This window comes from Streptomyces kanamyceticus (assembly GCF_008704495.1).
Lineage (GTDB): Bacteria > Actinomycetota > Actinomycetes > Streptomycetales > Streptomycetaceae > Streptomyces > Streptomyces kanamyceticus.
The window spans coordinates 9,873,780-9,888,655 of the sequence record NZ_CP023699.1 but is presented as its reverse complement, the minus strand read 5'-3'; the positions used below and the strand labels follow the sequence as shown (position 1 = coordinate 9,888,655).

At 70.5% G+C, this 14,876-nt stretch carries 14 protein-coding genes; 8 read left to right on the top strand and 6 right to left on the bottom strand.

The genetic code is table 11. From position 1 onward, the window contains the following. The first annotated feature begins 66 nt into the window (after nucleotides 1-66). From CP970_RS42740 to CP970_RS42730, 3 genes are read left to right on the top strand one after another with little or no spacing between them, the layout of a single operon-like run. Entirely contained in the window at nucleotides 67-1,290 is a 1,224-nt protein-coding gene (locus tag CP970_RS42740; RefSeq protein WP_398657045.1) for a glycoside hydrolase family 105 protein, read from the top strand. Next, nucleotides 1,287-2,087 (top strand): hypothetical protein, encoded by an 801-nt coding sequence (locus tag CP970_RS42735; RefSeq protein WP_055545017.1) that lies wholly within the window; start codon nucleotides 1,287-1,289, stop codon nucleotides 2,085-2,087. Before CP970_RS42740 ends, CP970_RS42735 begins: the two co-directional genes overlap by 4 nt. Beyond that, nucleotides 2,087-3,925, top strand: coding sequence for a discoidin domain-containing protein (locus tag CP970_RS42730; protein WP_055545018.1), 1,839 nt, complete (start codon nucleotides 2,087-2,089; stop codon nucleotides 3,923-3,925). Before CP970_RS42735 ends, CP970_RS42730 begins: the two co-directional genes overlap by 1 nt. Nucleotides 3,926-4,054: 129 nt before the next feature. On the opposite strand, the gene CP970_RS42720 is transcribed toward CP970_RS42730, so the two are convergent. After that, nucleotides 4,055-4,822 (bottom strand): class I SAM-dependent methyltransferase, encoded by a 768-nt coding sequence (locus CP970_RS42720; RefSeq protein ID WP_055545019.1) that lies wholly within the window; start codon nucleotides 4,820-4,822, stop codon nucleotides 4,055-4,057. A 92-nt stretch (nucleotides 4,823-4,914) separates the two neighbouring features. Here CP970_RS42720 and CP970_RS42715 point away from each other — a divergent pair, with 92 nt between their 5' ends. After that, the gene (locus CP970_RS42715) at nucleotides 4,915-5,454 is read left to right on the top strand and encodes a winged helix-turn-helix transcriptional regulator (RefSeq protein ID WP_055545020.1); all 540 of its coding nucleotides are present in this window, start codon (nucleotides 4,915-4,917) and stop codon (nucleotides 5,452-5,454) included. Between the two features lie 17 nt (nucleotides 5,455-5,471). Here CP970_RS42715 and CP970_RS42710 read toward each other — a convergent pair whose 3' ends face one another. Together CP970_RS42710 and CP970_RS42705 are read right to left on the bottom strand one after the other, a co-directional pair. Further along, on the bottom strand, nucleotides 5,472-6,983 hold the full coding sequence (locus CP970_RS42710; RefSeq protein WP_055545021.1) for a bifunctional 3-(3-hydroxy-phenyl)propionate/3-hydroxycinnamic acid hydroxylase: 1,512 nt from the start codon (nucleotides 6,981-6,983) through the stop codon (nucleotides 5,472-5,474). Next, nucleotides 6,983-7,948 (bottom strand): NADP-dependent oxidoreductase, encoded by a 966-nt coding sequence (locus CP970_RS42705; protein ID WP_055545022.1) that lies wholly within the window; start codon nucleotides 7,946-7,948, stop codon nucleotides 6,983-6,985. The genes CP970_RS42710 and CP970_RS42705 overlap by 1 nt, the downstream gene beginning before the upstream one ends. Nucleotides 7,949-8,112: 164 nt before the next feature. On the opposite strand from CP970_RS42705, the gene CP970_RS42700 reads away from it, so the two are divergent. After that, the gene (locus CP970_RS42700) at nucleotides 8,113-9,030 is read left to right on the top strand and encodes a LysR family transcriptional regulator (RefSeq protein ID WP_055545023.1); all 918 of its coding nucleotides are present in this window, start codon (nucleotides 8,113-8,115) and stop codon (nucleotides 9,028-9,030) included. A gap of 37 nt (nucleotides 9,031-9,067) precedes the next feature. Here CP970_RS42700 and CP970_RS42695 read toward each other — a convergent pair whose 3' ends face one another. The 3 genes from CP970_RS42695 to CP970_RS42685 form a co-directional block, all read right to left on the bottom strand. Further along, entirely contained in the window at nucleotides 9,068-10,792 is a 1,725-nt protein-coding gene (locus CP970_RS42695; RefSeq protein ID WP_055545024.1) for an acyl-CoA dehydrogenase family protein, read from the bottom strand. 93 nt (nucleotides 10,793-10,885) lie between these two features. Continuing rightward, complete coding sequence (locus CP970_RS42690) at nucleotides 10,886-11,521, bottom strand: PadR family transcriptional regulator (protein ID WP_055545025.1); 636 nt, start codon at nucleotides 11,519-11,521, stop codon at nucleotides 10,886-10,888. A gap of 81 nt (nucleotides 11,522-11,602) precedes the next feature. Then, a complete protein-coding gene (locus tag CP970_RS42685) occupies nucleotides 11,603-12,586 on the bottom strand; it encodes an SMP-30/gluconolactonase/LRE family protein (protein WP_055545026.1) in 984 nt (327 codons plus the stop codon). Between the two features lie 110 nt (nucleotides 12,587-12,696). Between CP970_RS42685 and CP970_RS42680 the strand changes: the two genes are divergently transcribed. The 3 genes from CP970_RS42680 (at nucleotide 12,697) to CP970_RS42670 (ending at nucleotide 14,874) form a co-directional block, all read left to right on the top strand. Then, nucleotides 12,697-13,128: a GNAT family N-acetyltransferase gene (locus tag CP970_RS42680; protein ID WP_055545027.1), complete on the top strand. Its 432-nt coding sequence runs from the start codon at nucleotides 12,697-12,699 to the stop codon at nucleotides 13,126-13,128. A gap of 124 nt (nucleotides 13,129-13,252) precedes the next feature. Next, nucleotides 13,253-13,738 carry a hypothetical protein gene (locus CP970_RS42675; RefSeq protein WP_055545028.1) on the top strand — a complete coding sequence of 162 codons (486 nt, stop codon included), beginning with the start codon at nucleotides 13,253-13,255 and terminating at the stop codon, nucleotides 13,736-13,738. Nucleotides 13,739-13,947: 209 nt separating this feature from the next. Then, nucleotides 13,948-14,874: a glycoside hydrolase family 16 protein gene (locus CP970_RS42670; protein ID WP_150494673.1), complete on the top strand. Its 927-nt coding sequence runs from the start codon at nucleotides 13,948-13,950 to the stop codon at nucleotides 14,872-14,874. The last annotated feature ends 2 nt before the right edge of the window (nucleotides 14,875-14,876 follow it).

The window sequence follows — 14,876 nt, the reverse complement described above, 5'->3', positions numbered from 1 at the left end:
CGCAGTATCCCTCCCTCTCGCCCCCACGAAGGCAGGTATCAGCTCATGCACCTCATGAGCGGCACGATGAACGTCACGAGAAGGAAATCCGCACTGCTCATGACCGGCGCACTGGTCGGTGCCCTCCTCTACGGGGGTGGCACCGAGGCAGGAGCCGGGACGACCGTGTCCGCATCTCTGAACGGGAGTACCCCCGACCGGTCCACCACCGACTGGTCCGCCTCCATGGTCGATTCCACCCTCGCCCGCTACACGCCCACCACCATCGGCGGCTGGTCGTACCCGGTCGGGCTCTACCTCTACGGCCAGTACCTCACCTATCAACGCACGCACGACGAGCGGTACTTGACGTTCATCAAGGAGTACGTGGACCGTTTCGTCGGCGCCGACGGCTCCATCGGCCAGAGCTTCAACAGCCTGGACAGCATGCAGGCGGGCCGACTCCTGACGATCCTGCACCGCGAGACCGGACAGGACCGCTACCGGATCGCGGCCCACAAGATCCGCGACCGCCTCAAGACCTATCCGCGCACGGGCGACGGCGGCTTCTGGCACGCCACAGCGGCCAGTCGCGCCCATCAGCTGTGGGCCGACGGCGTCTACATGGTCAATCCGTTCCTCGTCGAGTACGGCGCGGAGTTCGGCGACACGTCGTACACCCAGGACGAGGCGGCCGAGCAACTGGCCGTGTACGGCACCCATCTGCAAGTTTCCGGCGGGCTCCTGCGGCACGCCTACGACGAGTCCCGCGAGGCGAGTTGGGCCGACAAGGACACCGGGCGCGCCCCCGAGTCCTGGTGCCGGGCCGTCGGCTGGTACTCGATGGCACTGGTGAACGTGCTCGACGCGATCCCGGCCGACCACCCCCGGCGTGCGCGGCTCCGGACCGTCCTGACGCGGCTCGCCGCCGGTCTCGAGCGGTACCAGGATCCGGCGACCGGCCGCTGGTTCCAGGTGATCGACAAGGGGGCCCGTCCCGGCAACTGGACCGAGACGTCGTGCTCCAGCATGTTCACCTACGCGCTGTCACGCGGCGCCCAACAGGGCTACATCGACGCCCATTACGCGGACGTGGCCAGGCGCGGATACGCGGGTGTGCTCGCCCGCGTCTCGCTCGACGGCGACGGGCGCACGGAACTCGCCGAGATCTCCGTCGGCACCAACGTCGGGGACTACGCGTACTACATCGGTCGCGGCCGGGCGACCAACGACTTCCACGGTCTCGGCGCCTTTCTGATCATGAACGAGCAACTCAGGGCAAGCAACTCAGCGGAAGGCAGGGACAGATGAACACGTCCAGGAGGACCGTGCTTGGAGCCGCGCTCGGCGGCGCCGCCGCGGCGGCGCTACCGGCGAGCGCGCTGGCCACGTCGGCGGGAGCGGCGGCGCCTACGGCGAGTTGGCAGTTGCGCTGGTCGCCGACGGCGAGCGGCGACGGGATGCGCGCCTGGGAGACGGTCGAGGACGACCGGGCCGACTCGCACACGGCGGGCCAGCCGCACATCCGTACCGAGGGCAAGAACTGGCGCTTCAACATGCACATGGTGGATCGCGACACCTCGACCGACCGGCAGCGCCAGGAGGTCACGGGCTGCCGCAAGGGCGACTCGTACCTGCGCTGGCTGCCGGGCCAGACCTGGCGGCTCACGTACAAGATGTTCCTGCCGAGCTCGCTGAAGGCGACCACCTCCTTCACCCACATCATGCAGATGAAGCAGCCGGGGCAGGGCAGTTCGCCGATCGTCGTGCAGTCGCTGCGGCGGGTCGACGGCGTGGAGACCATCGAACTGCAGCTGTTCACCTCGGGCACGCTGATCGGGCGTACCGCTCTCGCGCCGCTGCACGACGCCTGGACGGACGTCGACTTCCAGATGAAGATCGGCAACGGTTCGTCGGGCTCGATCCGCTGGATCCTCAAGAGCGGCGGCACGACGTTGGTCGACAAGTCGCGGACGGGCATCGACACGTTCCTCGATGACCGGGTGCGTCCCAAGTGGGGCATCTACCGTTCGCTGGGCGACACTTCGGGTTCCCTGAAGGACTGTCACATGCTGCTGACCGACCTGCGCGCCTACCAACTCGCCTGATGCGCGCGCCGCGACGCCGTTTACCGGCGATCCTGACGACCGTGTTCGCCCTGCTGCTCGGCGCGCTCGCCCTGCCGACGCCTGCCGGGGCCGATGTGGTCCACCCCCGCCAGGACTTCCTGCGCTCCTCCACCTCGGGCCTCTTCCTGCACTGGGGACAGCGCACCGCGCCGTCCCACACCAGTTGCGACGCCTGGGAGCGGGACGTCACCGCGGGCGGGTGGAGCGCCGACTACTGGGTGCGCGAGGCCCAGAAGCTGCATGCCCAGTACCTGGTGCTCGCCACGTTCCACAGCAGGCTCGGCTACGCGCGACCCTGGCCGTCCAAGATCCCGGGCAGTTGCGCGACCGAACGGGACTTCCTGGGCGAACTCGTCGCGGCCGCGAAGGCCAAGGGGCTCAAGACGATCCTGTACATGACCGACGACCCGAAGTGGCACGACGAGGGCGGCCACGAGTGGCTGGACTCGGCGGCCTACTCCGCCCACAAGGGCCGCGACGTCGACCTGCGCACCCGCGACGGCTTCGGGGAGTTCTCGTACGACCAGTTCTTCGAGGTCATGGACCGCTATCCGGACCTAGGTGGCTTCTGGATCGACAACGACAACGCGTACTGGGAGCAGCACGGCCTCTACCGGAAGATCTACGAGAAGCGCCCCCACTACACGCTCAGCAACAACAACGAGGACACGCCGATCATGGACATGGTCAGCAACGAGCAGAAGACCGGCATGTCCCCCGCCTACGACTATCCGCAGGCCGTCTACACCGCCGCGCCGCGCCTCGTCGAGGCGGACTTCAAGCTGCCCTCCACCGGCTCCTGGTGGTACACGGGCGCAGACCCGGACGTGGACCGGCAGCTCACGCTCGGGCGGCTCGTCACCAACGCCGGTTCGTCGGTGAAGGCGCTCATGGCCGAGACACCGATGGTAGACGGGCGATTCCCTTCCAAACAGGAGGAGTTCAACGACTTCGCCTCCGGCTACCTGGACCGCGTCGGCGAGTCCCTGCACGGCGTCGAGGGAGGCGGCTATCTGTACGGGGGCCTGCAGCCCGGCTTCTGGAACGACGGCGCGCACGGCGTGACGACCATCGCCAAGAGCGACCCCGACCGCCACTACCTGCACGTCCTGACCCCACCGTCGACGTCCACGCTGAAGGTCCACGACAACGGCTACCGGGTCGCCTCGGTCACCAACCTCCGCACGGGGAAGGCCATTTCGTACCGCCAGTCCGACGGCACGCTGACCTTGACGGGCCTGCGCGACTGGGATCCGTACGACACGGTCTTCAAGGTCACCACCGCGGGCCGCCAGGGCATCATCCCCGCCACCTCGTACACGATGAGCGCGAGCGCGTCGGCGAGCGGCCACGACGCGGCGCTGGCGGCGGACGGCGACCACCGCACCTACTGGGACAGCGACCGGGCGACCCCGGTGTCCCTGCGCTTCGACCTCGGCGCGGCGCGGCGCGTGCGGTACCTCGCCGTCAACCAGCGTGAGGACTCGGTGAGTTACGCCCGCTCGGACACCGAACAGTCGGCGCGCATCCGGGACTACCGCGTCTACGTCAGCGCGGACGGCACGCACTGGGGCAGCCCGGTGAAGACCGGCACCCTGCCGAGCAGGCGCGGGGTCGCGATGATCGACGTCCCGGCGACCACGGCGCGCCATGTCCGCCTGGAGGTGCTCAACACCCATGCGGCGCCGACGGACACGGACCGCTACAAGCGGCTACGGATCGACGAGGCGTGGATCGGTGACGCCTATCCGAGCGGCGCTCACACGGGCGGGGCGTCGTCAGCGCAGCACCGCCGCCAGCAGGTCGGTGCCCAGTGACGTCACGTCGGGCAGATTCAGGGTGTGCCGGACGTAGCGGCCGGGCTGCCGGGGCGCGAGCAGGCCCGCGCCGCGACACTCCCTGAACTGCCCGGAGGGAGCTATGCCGTGCCCGACGGCTCCTTCCCATCAGATCCGGCGGACCGCGTACCCCAGATACGTCACCACCGGGCTGCCCTCCGGTTCGAGCACCATGTCGACCAGGGCGGGCAGTTGCTCGTCGGTCACCGTGCCGCGCCTGCGCCCGCGCGTCGCTCGCACCAGGCTTCGTACGTCACGCGGTTTGAACGCCGAGACGTCTCGCGCGGCGAGACCGGCCCGGTCCAGGGCCTCGGCGAGCTCCGCGGGGCGGCGCAGCCGGTGTGCGGCGTAGCGGTCGCGGGGCATGATCCGGGTGCCGGGGAACCTTTGGAAGGCGCCGAGGTAGATGAGGCGGGACACGGGAGTGCGGTTCACCGTGTCGTAGACGAAGGCGCCACCGGGGCGCAGCACCCGCGCCGCCTCCGCGAGGACCGCGTCGAGGCGGTCGGTGATTTCGAGGGTGTCGGCGCAGTAGACGAGGTCGAAGGAGGCGTCCGGCAGGGCGAGTTGCTCAGCGGGCGTCGTCACGTACGTCAGGCCGAGCCCGTCGTCCGTGTCCCTGGCGAGGGCCGTCGCGGCGGGGGAAGGATCGGCGGCGACGACCTCGAAGCCGAGCTGGGCGAGCCCCCGTGCGGGCAGGCCGCGTCCGCTGCCGATGACGAGCGCGCGGCTGTCGGCCGGTGCGTGGCGCAGCTCCGCGAGCACGTGGCCCAGGTACTCAAGACGTACGGAATGGAAGGTCAGGGCCCGGATGTGGCGGCCGTCGACGATCGTGGGTCCGGCGGAGTCGACTGCGATGTGCGGGGTGGTGGTCATGGCGGGCTCCGAGTCAGGTCACGTCAGGTTCCCTCAAGGAACCTAACATTGACAGGTTCCCTCAGGGAACCCGTCGGCGATACCCTGGAGCAGTGACCCGCACCCCTCTCTCCGGCGTCGCGTGCTCGATCGCCCGCGCGACCGACCTGTTCGGCGACGCCTGGACGGCCCTGATCATGCGCGACGTCCTCGTCGGCATCCGGCGCTTCGACGAGCTGGCGGAGGACCTCGGCCTGTCCCGCAAGATCCTCGCCTCGCGCCTCGCCCGCTTGGTCGAGGAGGGTGTGCTGACGCGTGAGCGCTACCAGGACAGCCCGCCGCGCGAGGAGTACGTGGCCACGGAGAAAGGCCGGGAGCTCTACCCCGTCCTGCTGGCGCTGATGGCCTGGGGCGACAAGTGGTACGCGGAACCGGCGGGGCCACCCGCGCTGATCCGCCACGACGCCTGCGGGCACGTCACCGCGCCGGTCGTGGCCTGCGAGGCGTGCCGGGGACCGCTCACGGTGGCCGACACCACGCAACTGCCGGGACCCGGCGGGCGGGTGGGTCCCGGCACGCGACTCCTTGGACCGCTGATCGCCGCGCGGGGCGAGGCGACCCCGGACCTCGCCAGGGGCGTTGAACGACCCTGACCCGTGACGTGTCTGTCTCAGTTCGACAGACACCCCATCAGCCGGTCCGCCACCTCGGTCGCGTCCGGCCCGGCCGCGTAGACGTAGTGGTCGGGGCGCACGGCGGCGGCGGTGGCGCCGAGGTCGGCCAGCCAGCGGCGGTGCGTGCCGTCCAGGTCGGCGACGACGCGTCCCGCTGCGGTGGCGCCGAAGCCGACGACCGTGACACCCAGGTCTGCGAGCGCGGGGACGTCCAGCAGTGGCAGGGCCTCCGCCGTGACCAGGAGGCGGAAACCCCCGCCGACGATCTCGTCGAGCAGTCCTGTCCTTCGGCCGTCGCTCACTCGCCCCTGGACCGAGAGCCCGCCCCCGCCGGAGGCGAACAGGCCGGGGCCGAGGTCGGGCAGACGGATCCGTTCCGGCTCCTTGAGCGCGGCCTGACGGGCCTTCAGCACGGTGTCGCGCTCCCGGGCGAGCACCGGGTCCCGCACCGTGTGCTCGCGGCCGAGCTCCACACTCAGCTCCGTCACACCCCGCACATGCGGCTCCCGCTCGCTCTGATACGTGTCGAGCACATCGGCGCCCTGGACACCTCTGCGTACGAGATCCAGCTTGAAGGCGATGTTGAGTACGTCCCGTATGCCCGCGCACATGCCCTGCCCCAGGAACGGCGGCATCTGGTGTGCGGCATCGCCCGCGAGCAGCACACGGCCGTCCCGCCACCGCCTCGCGACCAGCGACTGGAACGTGTAGGTGGCGGCACGGACGATGTCGGCGTCGTCGCGGGACAGATGGCGCGCCACGCGGGACCACACGCGCTCCGCCGTACGCTCCCGCTCCGCGTCGTCGCCCTCGTCGAGCATGAAGGCGAACCGTTGTCGCCCGGCGGTGGTGGTGATGACGGTGGTCGGCCCCTCGGGATCGCCGATCTGCAGCATCGGCGGCAACCCCAATTCGGCTGCGGGGCGCCGGAGTTCGAAGTCGCAGACCAGCCAGGGTTCGGCGAAGCCGAGATCGTCCTGCTCGATGTCGAGGGCCGCCCGCACGAAGCTGTTGCCTCCGTCGCACCCGACCACGTGACGCGCCGCGAGGCCGGTGCCGTCCGCCGTGTCGAGTGTGACCCGATCGCGGTCCTGGGTCAGTCCCGTGACCTTCGTGCCGAACCGGATGTCGACGTTCGGCAGCGCCGCGCACAGCCCGTGGAGCGCCTTCTCCAGGTCCGGCTGGTGGAACATGTAGAGGTCGGCCCAGCCGCTGGTGCCAACGGCCCGGAACACCTGCCGGATGAGCAGCTCACCCGCTCCATTGCGCCACTCGTACGCCTCTTGCCGTCGCAGCGCGGGCGCCAACTCGTCGGCGAGGCCGAGCCCTTGTAACGCGCGCATGACCTCGCCGTCGAGGCTGGCGGCCCGGGGCAGCCCGTACAGACCGGGGTAGCGCTCGAACACCACGACCGAGTGCCCGGCCTTCCCGAGCAGCGCCGCGAGCGTCATGCCGACGGGGCCGCACCCGACCACGGCGACATCGACGCACCCATGTCCGCCGACCATCACGGCACCAGCACCAGTTTCCCGGGGGCGTGCCCGGCGATTCCTGACTTGTGCGCCTGGGCCGCCTCGTACAACGGATAGCAGCTCTCGATGAGGACCCGCAGCTCACCCGCGCCCGCCCCGGCCGCCAGACCTGCGCGTGCGGCCATCCGGACCTCGGTTCCCGCATCCTGGCCGGGTCCGTATCCGAGCACCTTGACACCTGCGGTGACGCGCCGGTCGGAGCCGACGACGGAGGCGATGCGGGCACGGTCCGCGACCAGTTCCAGGGAGACGTCGAGCGCTTCGTCGGTGCCCGCGCAGTCCACGGCGGCGGTGACGCCGTCCGGCGCGGCGGCGCGTACGCGCTCCAGCAGGCCGGGACCGTAGACGACCGGGACGGCGCCCAGTTCACGCAGCAGGTCGTGATTGCGTTCGGCGGCGGTGGCGAGCACCGTCGCGCCCCGCGCGGTCGCCAGCTGCACGGCCATCAGGCCCGCCCCTCCGGAGCCGCCGTGCACGAGCACGGTGTCGCCACGGCCGAGGCTCACGGCGTGCAGGGTGTGCGCCGCCGTGGTGCCCGAGAGCATGAGCCCGGCGGCCTCCTCCCAGGACAGCGTGGCGGGCTTGGGGGTCAGCGAGGTCACGGGGGCGGTGACGTAGTCGGCGTAGGCGGCCGTGACGGGATGGACGATCACTTCGTCGCCGAGCTCCACGCCGGTGACGCCCGCGCCGATCGCCGTGACCACGCCCGCGCATTCCAGACCGAGTGCGGGCAGGGCGTCGGCGGCGACACCTGCCGTGTCCTTGTGCGCGTCGTCCACGGTGTGGAACGTGCCGCTGTAGAGCTTCCAGTCGATGGGGTTGACCCCTGCGGCACGGACGCCGACGACGACTTCGCCGAAAGCCGGTCGCGGAATCCGCAGTTCGAAGACACCGAGCACATCGGGTGTGCCGTACGCGGTCGGCCGAACGATTCTGGCCATGAGTGTTCACTCCCGTACGAGTTGTGGTGGTGTGTGCCAACGCGATCGGCTGTCGCCGTCCTCCCGCCGTTGGCCACCACGTCAGTCTCGAACGCTCCTGGCATGATGTCTAATGCATCTTTTGCACAGAGTGTTTGCGTCAGACGCACTTGGAGGGACCGTACGTGCCCGACCAGTTGGACCTCAATCTGCTGCGTGTCTTCGACGCGTTGATGGACACCGGCAGCGTCTCCGCGGCGGCGGCCCGCCTCCACCTCTCCACACCGGCGACGAGCAGGGCGCTCGGCCGTCTGCGACGGGCGATGAACGACCAGATCCTGGTGCGCGCGGGCCGGGGGCTCGTGCCCACACCGTTCGCCCAGCGGTCGGCGGCCAAGGTCAAGGCGCTCCTCGATGCCGCGGCCGAACTCCGGGTGGATCCCGACGGAAGCGACCCGCGGTCCTGGCGGCGCACCTTCGCCATCCGCGTGAACGACGGGCTCAGTCCCGTTCTCGCGCCGCGCCTCACCCACCGGATCGCCGCCGAGGCACCCGATGTCCGGCTGCGGTTCGTCCCCCAGGACTCCAAAGAACCCGACCCGTTGCGCGACGGCTCGCTCGACCTCGACATCGGCATCGCCGACCCGCCCCCGCCCGACCTGCACACCCGGACGCTGTTCTCCGACCGCTTCGTCGCGGTGACGTCGGCCCACTCCGATCTGGGCAAGGCCGCACACCTGACCGTGGACGACCTGTGCGCCCACCCGCACATCTCCGCGTCCCGCCGGGGTCTCGCGCACGGGCCGCTCGACGAGGCGCTGGGGCGCCTGGGCCGCTCCCGCCGGGTCGTCGCCGTCGTCCCCTCCTTCGCCGTGGCCGCGCTGATGGCGCTGGAGGGGGACGTCATCTGCCTCGGGCCACGGATGGTGGCGGAGCACCTCGTCGAACGACAGGTGCCGCTGCGGTGGCACGAGGTGCCCCTGGAACTGCCCTCGGTCGATGTCCAACTGCGCTGGCACCGAAGGCTCGACGACGACCCCGCCTCCCAGTGGCTCCGCCGCCACGTGCTGGAAGCCGTCCGGCCGCTCGTCGCCACGCCCTGATCCAGGGAGCGCCCCCGCACCACGAGCGGCGGTGTGGCTACGGCGCCATCTCGTACGTCCCCGCCAGCGCCTCGACCCGCTCCCAGACCCGCGCCGAGCGGGCCTCGTCGACGACCGGGCGCCGGACGGCTCCCAGCGCCCAGCCCTGCTGCGCCTCCGTCGCGGAGTCCTTGCCGTGGAGCTCGACCGCGTGCGCGGAGAAGTCGCGTACGAGGACGGCGAAGAGCTCGTCGAGGACGTCCTGCTCCAGGCCCGTCAGGCGCGCCTGCTCGAGGATCAGCTGGCCGTGCACGACGAGCGCGAACAGCTGGCCGACGGCGAGCAGCAGGTCGAGGTCGCGGCTCTGCGCCTCGTCGGGGGCCGCGGTGGTGACGAACTCGCAGAGCGCGTCGGCCTGTTCGCGGAAGCGGGCGACGTTGGGGACCTCGGCGTACGCGTCGTACGCGGCGCGCCAGTCGTGGAAGCGGATGGCGCCGAGGCCCCTGGCCGGTCCCTGCCGGAAGAGGAAGTCGTCGTCGGCCGCGTCCAGGCGGGTGGGGACCGGCTCGTACGCGGCGGGGGCCAGGAGGTGGTTGCCCATGAACTTGAGGATCAGGGCGAGGTTGACGTGGACCGTGCCCTCCAGCTTGGGCAGGCCGCGGATCTCGACGGCCGCCTGCGCGAAGTAGTTGTCCTTCTCGAAGCCCTTGGCGGCGATGACGTCCCACATGAGGTCGATGACCTTCTCGCCCTCGGTGGTCACCTTCATCTTCGTCATGGGGTTGAAGAGGAGGTAGCGGCGGTCGTCGGGCCCTGCCGAGCGGAAGTAGTCCACGGCGCGGTCGCTGAACAGCTTCATCCCGACGAGGCGGACGTAGGCGTCGGTCAGCTCCCGGCGCACGTGCGGGAAGGCGGTGACGGGGCGGCCGTAGAGGATGCGTCCCGTGGCGTGGGTGACGGCCTCGTACATCGCGTGCTCGCAGATGCCGATCGAGGCGGTGCAGAGGTTGAACTTGCCCACGTTGACGGTGTTGAGGGCGGCGTCGAAGGCGGCACGCCCGGTGTGCAGGACGTCGTCGGGGCCGACCGGGTAGTTCGCCAGGCGGAACTCGCTGACGTACTTGGAGGAGTCGACGACGTTCTTCACCAGGTGGTACGCCTCGTGGCGGCTGTCGGCGGCGAAGAAGACGTAGCCGTCGGGGCCCTCGATGTCGGTGCGGCGGCCGAAGACGGAGACGAGCCCGGCCTTGTTGCCGTTGCCGATGTAGTACTTGGAGCCGGTGGCCAGGAAGCCGCCGTCGCCGTCCGGTTCGAGCAGCATGTCGGTCGAGTAGATGTCCGCGCCGTGGGACTTCTCGGAGAGGCCGAAGGCGAACACCTCGCCCTGGGAGAGGAGTTCGGCGGCGCGGGCGCGGGCGGCGGCGTTGTCGCTCTGCCAGACCGGACCGAGGCCCAGGATCGTGACCTGCCACGCGTACCAGTAGTCGAGGCCGTAGAAGCCGAAGATCTCGTTGAGGGCGGCGATCCTGGCGGTGTCCCAACGCTTGTCCCCCTGCCCCTCCTCGGCCGCGGCGGCCGGGGTCAGGAAGGTCGCGAACAGCCCCTCCTTGGCGGAGAACTCCAGGAAGTCCGCCAGCCAGGCGCGCGAACGGTAGTCCTCGATCAGCCTGCGCTTGCCGCGCGCCTCGAACCAGTCGACGGTCGCGCGCAGCAGCCTGCGCGTCTCGGGGTCGAAGTGCGTCGGGTCGTAGGTGTGGGGATTGAACAGCAGCTGGTCGGCCATGGTCGGTCGCCTTTCCGGCTCGGGAGGTTGAGGGAGGGTGGTCGTACGAGGTTCGGAGGGGGGCGGTGCGCGCAGGCCGCCCGTCCGGAGGGTTCAGTGGCCCGGAGCGAGCCCGTGGAGCGTGGCCAGCACGTCGTCGAGCCAGGCGACGGTCATGCGTTCGTACGCGATGCCGCCGCGCAGCACGACGTGCTGGAGCTCCCGCCCGGCATCGGGCGCGTCGGGGACCGCGGCGTCGGGCGCGTCCGGAGCCGGGGCGTCGGACGCGTCCGGAGCCGGGGCGTCGGACGTGTCGGGGGCCTGGGCATCGGGACCCGTGAAGTCGCGCCGCTCCCCCGCCAGATAGCGCGCGAGCCGGTCGGCGTGCGTCTGTCTGTAGCGCTCCACCTCGCGGACGAGCGCGGCCGGGTCGTCGAACGCCGCGCCGCGGATCTTCACGGCGAGCTCGTGGCGGACGCTCTCGGGCTCGATCGGCTCGTGCAGCCACTGGGAGAGCGCGGTCCTGCCGAGAGCCGCGACGGAGTACTCCTTCTTGTCCGGCCGCTCCCGCTGCGCCACCTCACGGACGTCGATCCAGCCGTCGCCCTCCATGCGCTTGAGCACGCGGTAGATCTGCTGGTGCGTGGCGGCCCAGAAGTACCCGATGGACCGGTCGAACCGCCGGGCCAGCTCATAGCCGGAGCCCGGCTTCTCCAGCAGGGAGACAAGAATCGCGTGCTCGAGCGCCATGCCCGAATCCTTCTATGCAACTTGTTGCATAGACAAGCCGCGCCGGGCAGGTGAGACACGGCTCACCTGGCAAGCGTCCCGTTACCCGGCGTACGGGTCGGCGCCCGCCGGGACTTCGTAGATCTTCCCGTCGACGCCCGACCGATAGAGCTTGCCCGCCGAGAATCCGCGGTCGCCGCGTCCGTAGGTGATCTGCGTGGACAGGTGCAGTCCCGACTCGACGGCGCACAGGGCCCCGTCCTCCACCCGCCAGATCTGGCCCGCGCCGTGCGTGGCGATGAGCGGGCGTCCCGCGCTGTCCAGGGTCAGGCCGTCGGGGAGGGCGAGGACGTCGGCCGGGGAGGCCGAGATCCAGCGTCGCGGGTGCGCCGGGTCGTCGACGGGAATCTTGTACAGGCCGGGGGCGACGGTGGTCTGTACGACGTAGACCTGCTTCCCGTCCGGTGAGACGGCGATCCCGTTGGGCTGGGGCACCTTGGACCAGGCGGGGTCGACCTTCCCGTCCGGTGTCACGCGGCCGATGTTCCGGCCGCCCAGGGTCGTGGTGTACACGGTGCCGTCTGCCGCGAGGGCGATGCCGTCGATGCCGCCGAGTCCGGACGCGTAGGTGGTGACCGCGCCGGATTCCGGGTCGACGAGGAGAAGTTCCGACGACGGGAAGGCGTCGCCGGTGACCGAGTGCAGGAGGTCGTTGCCGGTGCCGACGAGGAGCTTCCCGTCGTCCCGCACGACGATCCCGCCGTTGGCGCCCACGTTCCCGGTGAGCGGCACGGGGGTGCGGCCCGGCGCGTCGATGCGGTAGACGCGGCCCGTGAAGTACGCGGTGGCGAACATCCGGCCCCGCGCGTCGACGGCGATCGACTCGACCCAGTCGGGGATGTGCGCCACCCGTACCGGCGGCGCCGATGCGGTGGCCGCGCAGGCCGGTGCCGCGTGTGCGGGGGCGGGTGCGAGGACTCCCGCTGTCGCCGCGGCGACAGCGGCGGCCAGGGCGAGTCCCGCCGCGATGCCGTGTCGCGGCCCGCGTGAGCCGGTGCGAAGCCCCGTGCTTGCCTTCAACTTCATCGATTGCCCTCCGTCGTCGGGTGATCGGCCTGCCCGGCGAAGTATCGGCCCCACGGGCCGACCGCACCATGACAACTCGACAATCCCCCCGACCCACTAGCATGTAAGCCATGCGCACCGAGAGAGACTCTTACGAAATCCCTCCCGGGGTACCGCCCGTCGAGACCTTCCGCCGACTGCGCACCGACGCGGGCCTCTCCGACAAGGCCCCCGAAGCCGTCGCGCTCGCGCTGCCGAACACGTGGTACGGCGTGGTGCTCCACCACGAGGGCGAGCCCATCGGCATGGGCCGGATCATCGGCGACGGCGGCACCGCCTTCCAGATCGTCGACATCTGCGTGCACCCCGCGCACCAGGGACGGGGGCTCGGCGGCCGCATCATGGCCGCGCTCACCGAGGAGCTGGAACGCAGGGCGCCCGACACCGCGTACGTCTCGCTCATCGCGGACGGTCCCGCACGCCACCTCTACGAGAAGTTCGGCTTCGCAGACACCGCCACGCACGACTCGATCGGCATGTACCGCTTGATGCGCGCGAGTTGACGCGGGCGAGCCGGGACGGAACGTGGCGCGGCGAGGCGATCAAGACAGGCCAACCGGGGCCGCGTGGACCGTTCGTCGGCGGGATCGGGCTGCGCCAAAAGGATTCGGCAGGCAGCATGGCGCCATGCCGGATCTCGTGTGGGACGACGTCAGGGACCTCTTCGACCCCGAGGCGGTGGGGGCCCTGCCGGATGTGTCCGTGGCGGGAACCTCGGTGACGGACTGGCAGGCGGTATTCGATCTGGTCCGTTCGAGCGGCTGGCCGTGGGAGTACCTGGAGGGCGGCATCGCGGGACGACTGCCGCCCGCGGCGGAGGTCCTGGCGCGTCCCGCCGACGCCGATACGGTCGTCCTGCGGGTCTGGCCCGCCCCCGAGGTCCTGATGATCTTCCGCCCGACGTCCGCCGACGAGATCGCCTTCGACATCGACCTCCGCGAGCTGCAGGGCCAGTGCGGGGTGGACCTCCTGTGCGCCTTCCTGGCCACGGTCGGTCGCCGCCTCGGCAAGCCGGTGACGATGACCGCCGAGGGCGACAGCGGGAGCCCGGTGCTGGGTTTCGTTCCCGCGTCGGACGGCGTGGTGCTCCTCACGGAGACGCGGCTGAACTGACCGACGCGGGTGCGGGCGGACAGCGCCGCGTCGCGGATCGGCAGGTTGGTCCGCACCAACTCCTTGACGTGACATCGAGGGCTGCCTTAAATCAAGTACTGAACAAAGCGCCGCGACGGACCGCTCGCCGCGTTCAGTTCTCGACACTGGCTTGTCATGCGCATGCCTTAAAAGCATTACCGTCACCGCCCCCCACGCGAAGCGATGTGATGACAGTGCGTCCTTCTCCCTCTCCTTCCTCCTCCCCCGCCCCCTCAAGTCGCCGCCGCACCAGAATCGGCGCGCTCGCCCTGACCTGCGGCGTCGTCGGCATCGCCGCGCTCCCCACCGGAGCCTCCGCCGATTCCGCGCCCCGCTCCCCCGCCGCCGCGCCCAAGGCCGCCACGTTCACCGACGACTTCAACGGCCCCGCGGGGGCGGCGGTCGACGGCGCGAAGTGGCAGGTCGAGACCGGCGACAACGTCAACAACCACGAGCGGCAGTACTACACCGCGGGCAACAACAACGCCGCACTCGACGGCCAGGGCAACCTGGTCATCACCGCCCGCAAGGAGAACCCCGGCAACTACCAGTGCTGGTACGGCAAGTGCGAGTACACCTCGGCCCGACTGAACACCGCGGGCAAGTTCACGCAGACGTACGGCCACGTCGAGGCGCGCATGAAGGTGCCGAGGGGCCAGGGCATGTGGCCCGCGTTCTGGATGCTCGGCGCCGACATCGGCGACGTGGGCTGGCCGAACAGCGGTGAGATCGACGTGATGGAGAACGTCGGCTTCGAACCGGGCACCGTGCACGGCACGCTGCACGGCCCCGGCTACTCCGGCTCCGGCGGCATCGGCGCGGGCTACACCCTGCCGGGCGGCGAGGCGTTCGCGGACAAGTTCCACACCTTCGCGGTGGACTGGTCGCCTAACAAGGTCACCTGGTCCGTCGACGGCAACGTCTACCAGACCCGCACCCCGGCCGACCTCAACGGCAACCGCTGGGTCTTCGACAAGCCGTTCTTCCTGATCCTCAACCTCGCGGTCGGCGGCTACTGGCCCGGCGACCCGGACGGCAGCACGACGTTCCCGCAACAGCTCGTCGTGGACTACGTCCATGTGAACACCAACAACGCGGCGCCGCCCAAGAGTTAGCC

Bases quoted from the DNA above. Each gene is read 5' to 3' on its own strand.
- CP970_RS42740 (WP_398657045.1), top strand. From the start codon at position 67: ATGAACGTCACGAGAAGGAAATCCGCACTGCTCATGACCGGCGCACTG.
- CP970_RS42735 (WP_055545017.1), top strand. From the start codon at position 1,287: ATGAACACGTCCAGGAGGACCGTGCTTGGAGCCGCGCTCGGCGGCGCC.
- CP970_RS42730 (WP_055545018.1), top strand. From the start codon at position 2,087: ATGCGCGCGCCGCGACGCCGTTTACCGGCGATCCTGACGACCGTGTTC.
- CP970_RS42720 (WP_055545019.1), bottom strand. From the start codon at position 4,822: ATGACCACCACCCCGCACATCGCAGTCGACTCCGCCGGACCCACGATC.
- CP970_RS42710 (WP_055545021.1), bottom strand. From the start codon at position 6,983: ATGGTCGGCGGACATGGGTGCGTCGATGTCGCCGTGGTCGGGTGCGGC.
- CP970_RS42705 (WP_055545022.1), bottom strand. From the start codon at position 7,948: ATGGCCAGAATCGTTCGGCCGACCGCGTACGGCACACCCGATGTGCTC.
- CP970_RS42695 (WP_055545024.1), bottom strand. From the start codon at position 10,792: ATGGCCGACCAGCTGCTGTTCAATCCCCACACCTACGACCCGACGCAC.
- CP970_RS42690 (WP_055545025.1), bottom strand. From the start codon at position 11,521: ATGGCGCTCGAGCACGCGATTCTTGTCTCCCTGCTGGAGAAGCCGGGC.
- CP970_RS42685 (WP_055545026.1), bottom strand. From the start codon at position 12,586: ATGAAGTTGAAGGCAAGCACGGGGCTTCGCACCGGCTCACGCGGGCCG.
- CP970_RS42680 (WP_055545027.1), top strand. From the start codon at position 12,697: ATGCGCACCGAGAGAGACTCTTACGAAATCCCTCCCGGGGTACCGCCC.
- CP970_RS42675 (WP_055545028.1), top strand. From the start codon at position 13,253: ATGCCGGATCTCGTGTGGGACGACGTCAGGGACCTCTTCGACCCCGAG.
- CP970_RS42670 (WP_150494673.1), top strand. From the start codon at position 13,948: ATGACAGTGCGTCCTTCTCCCTCTCCTTCCTCCTCCCCCGCCCCCTCA.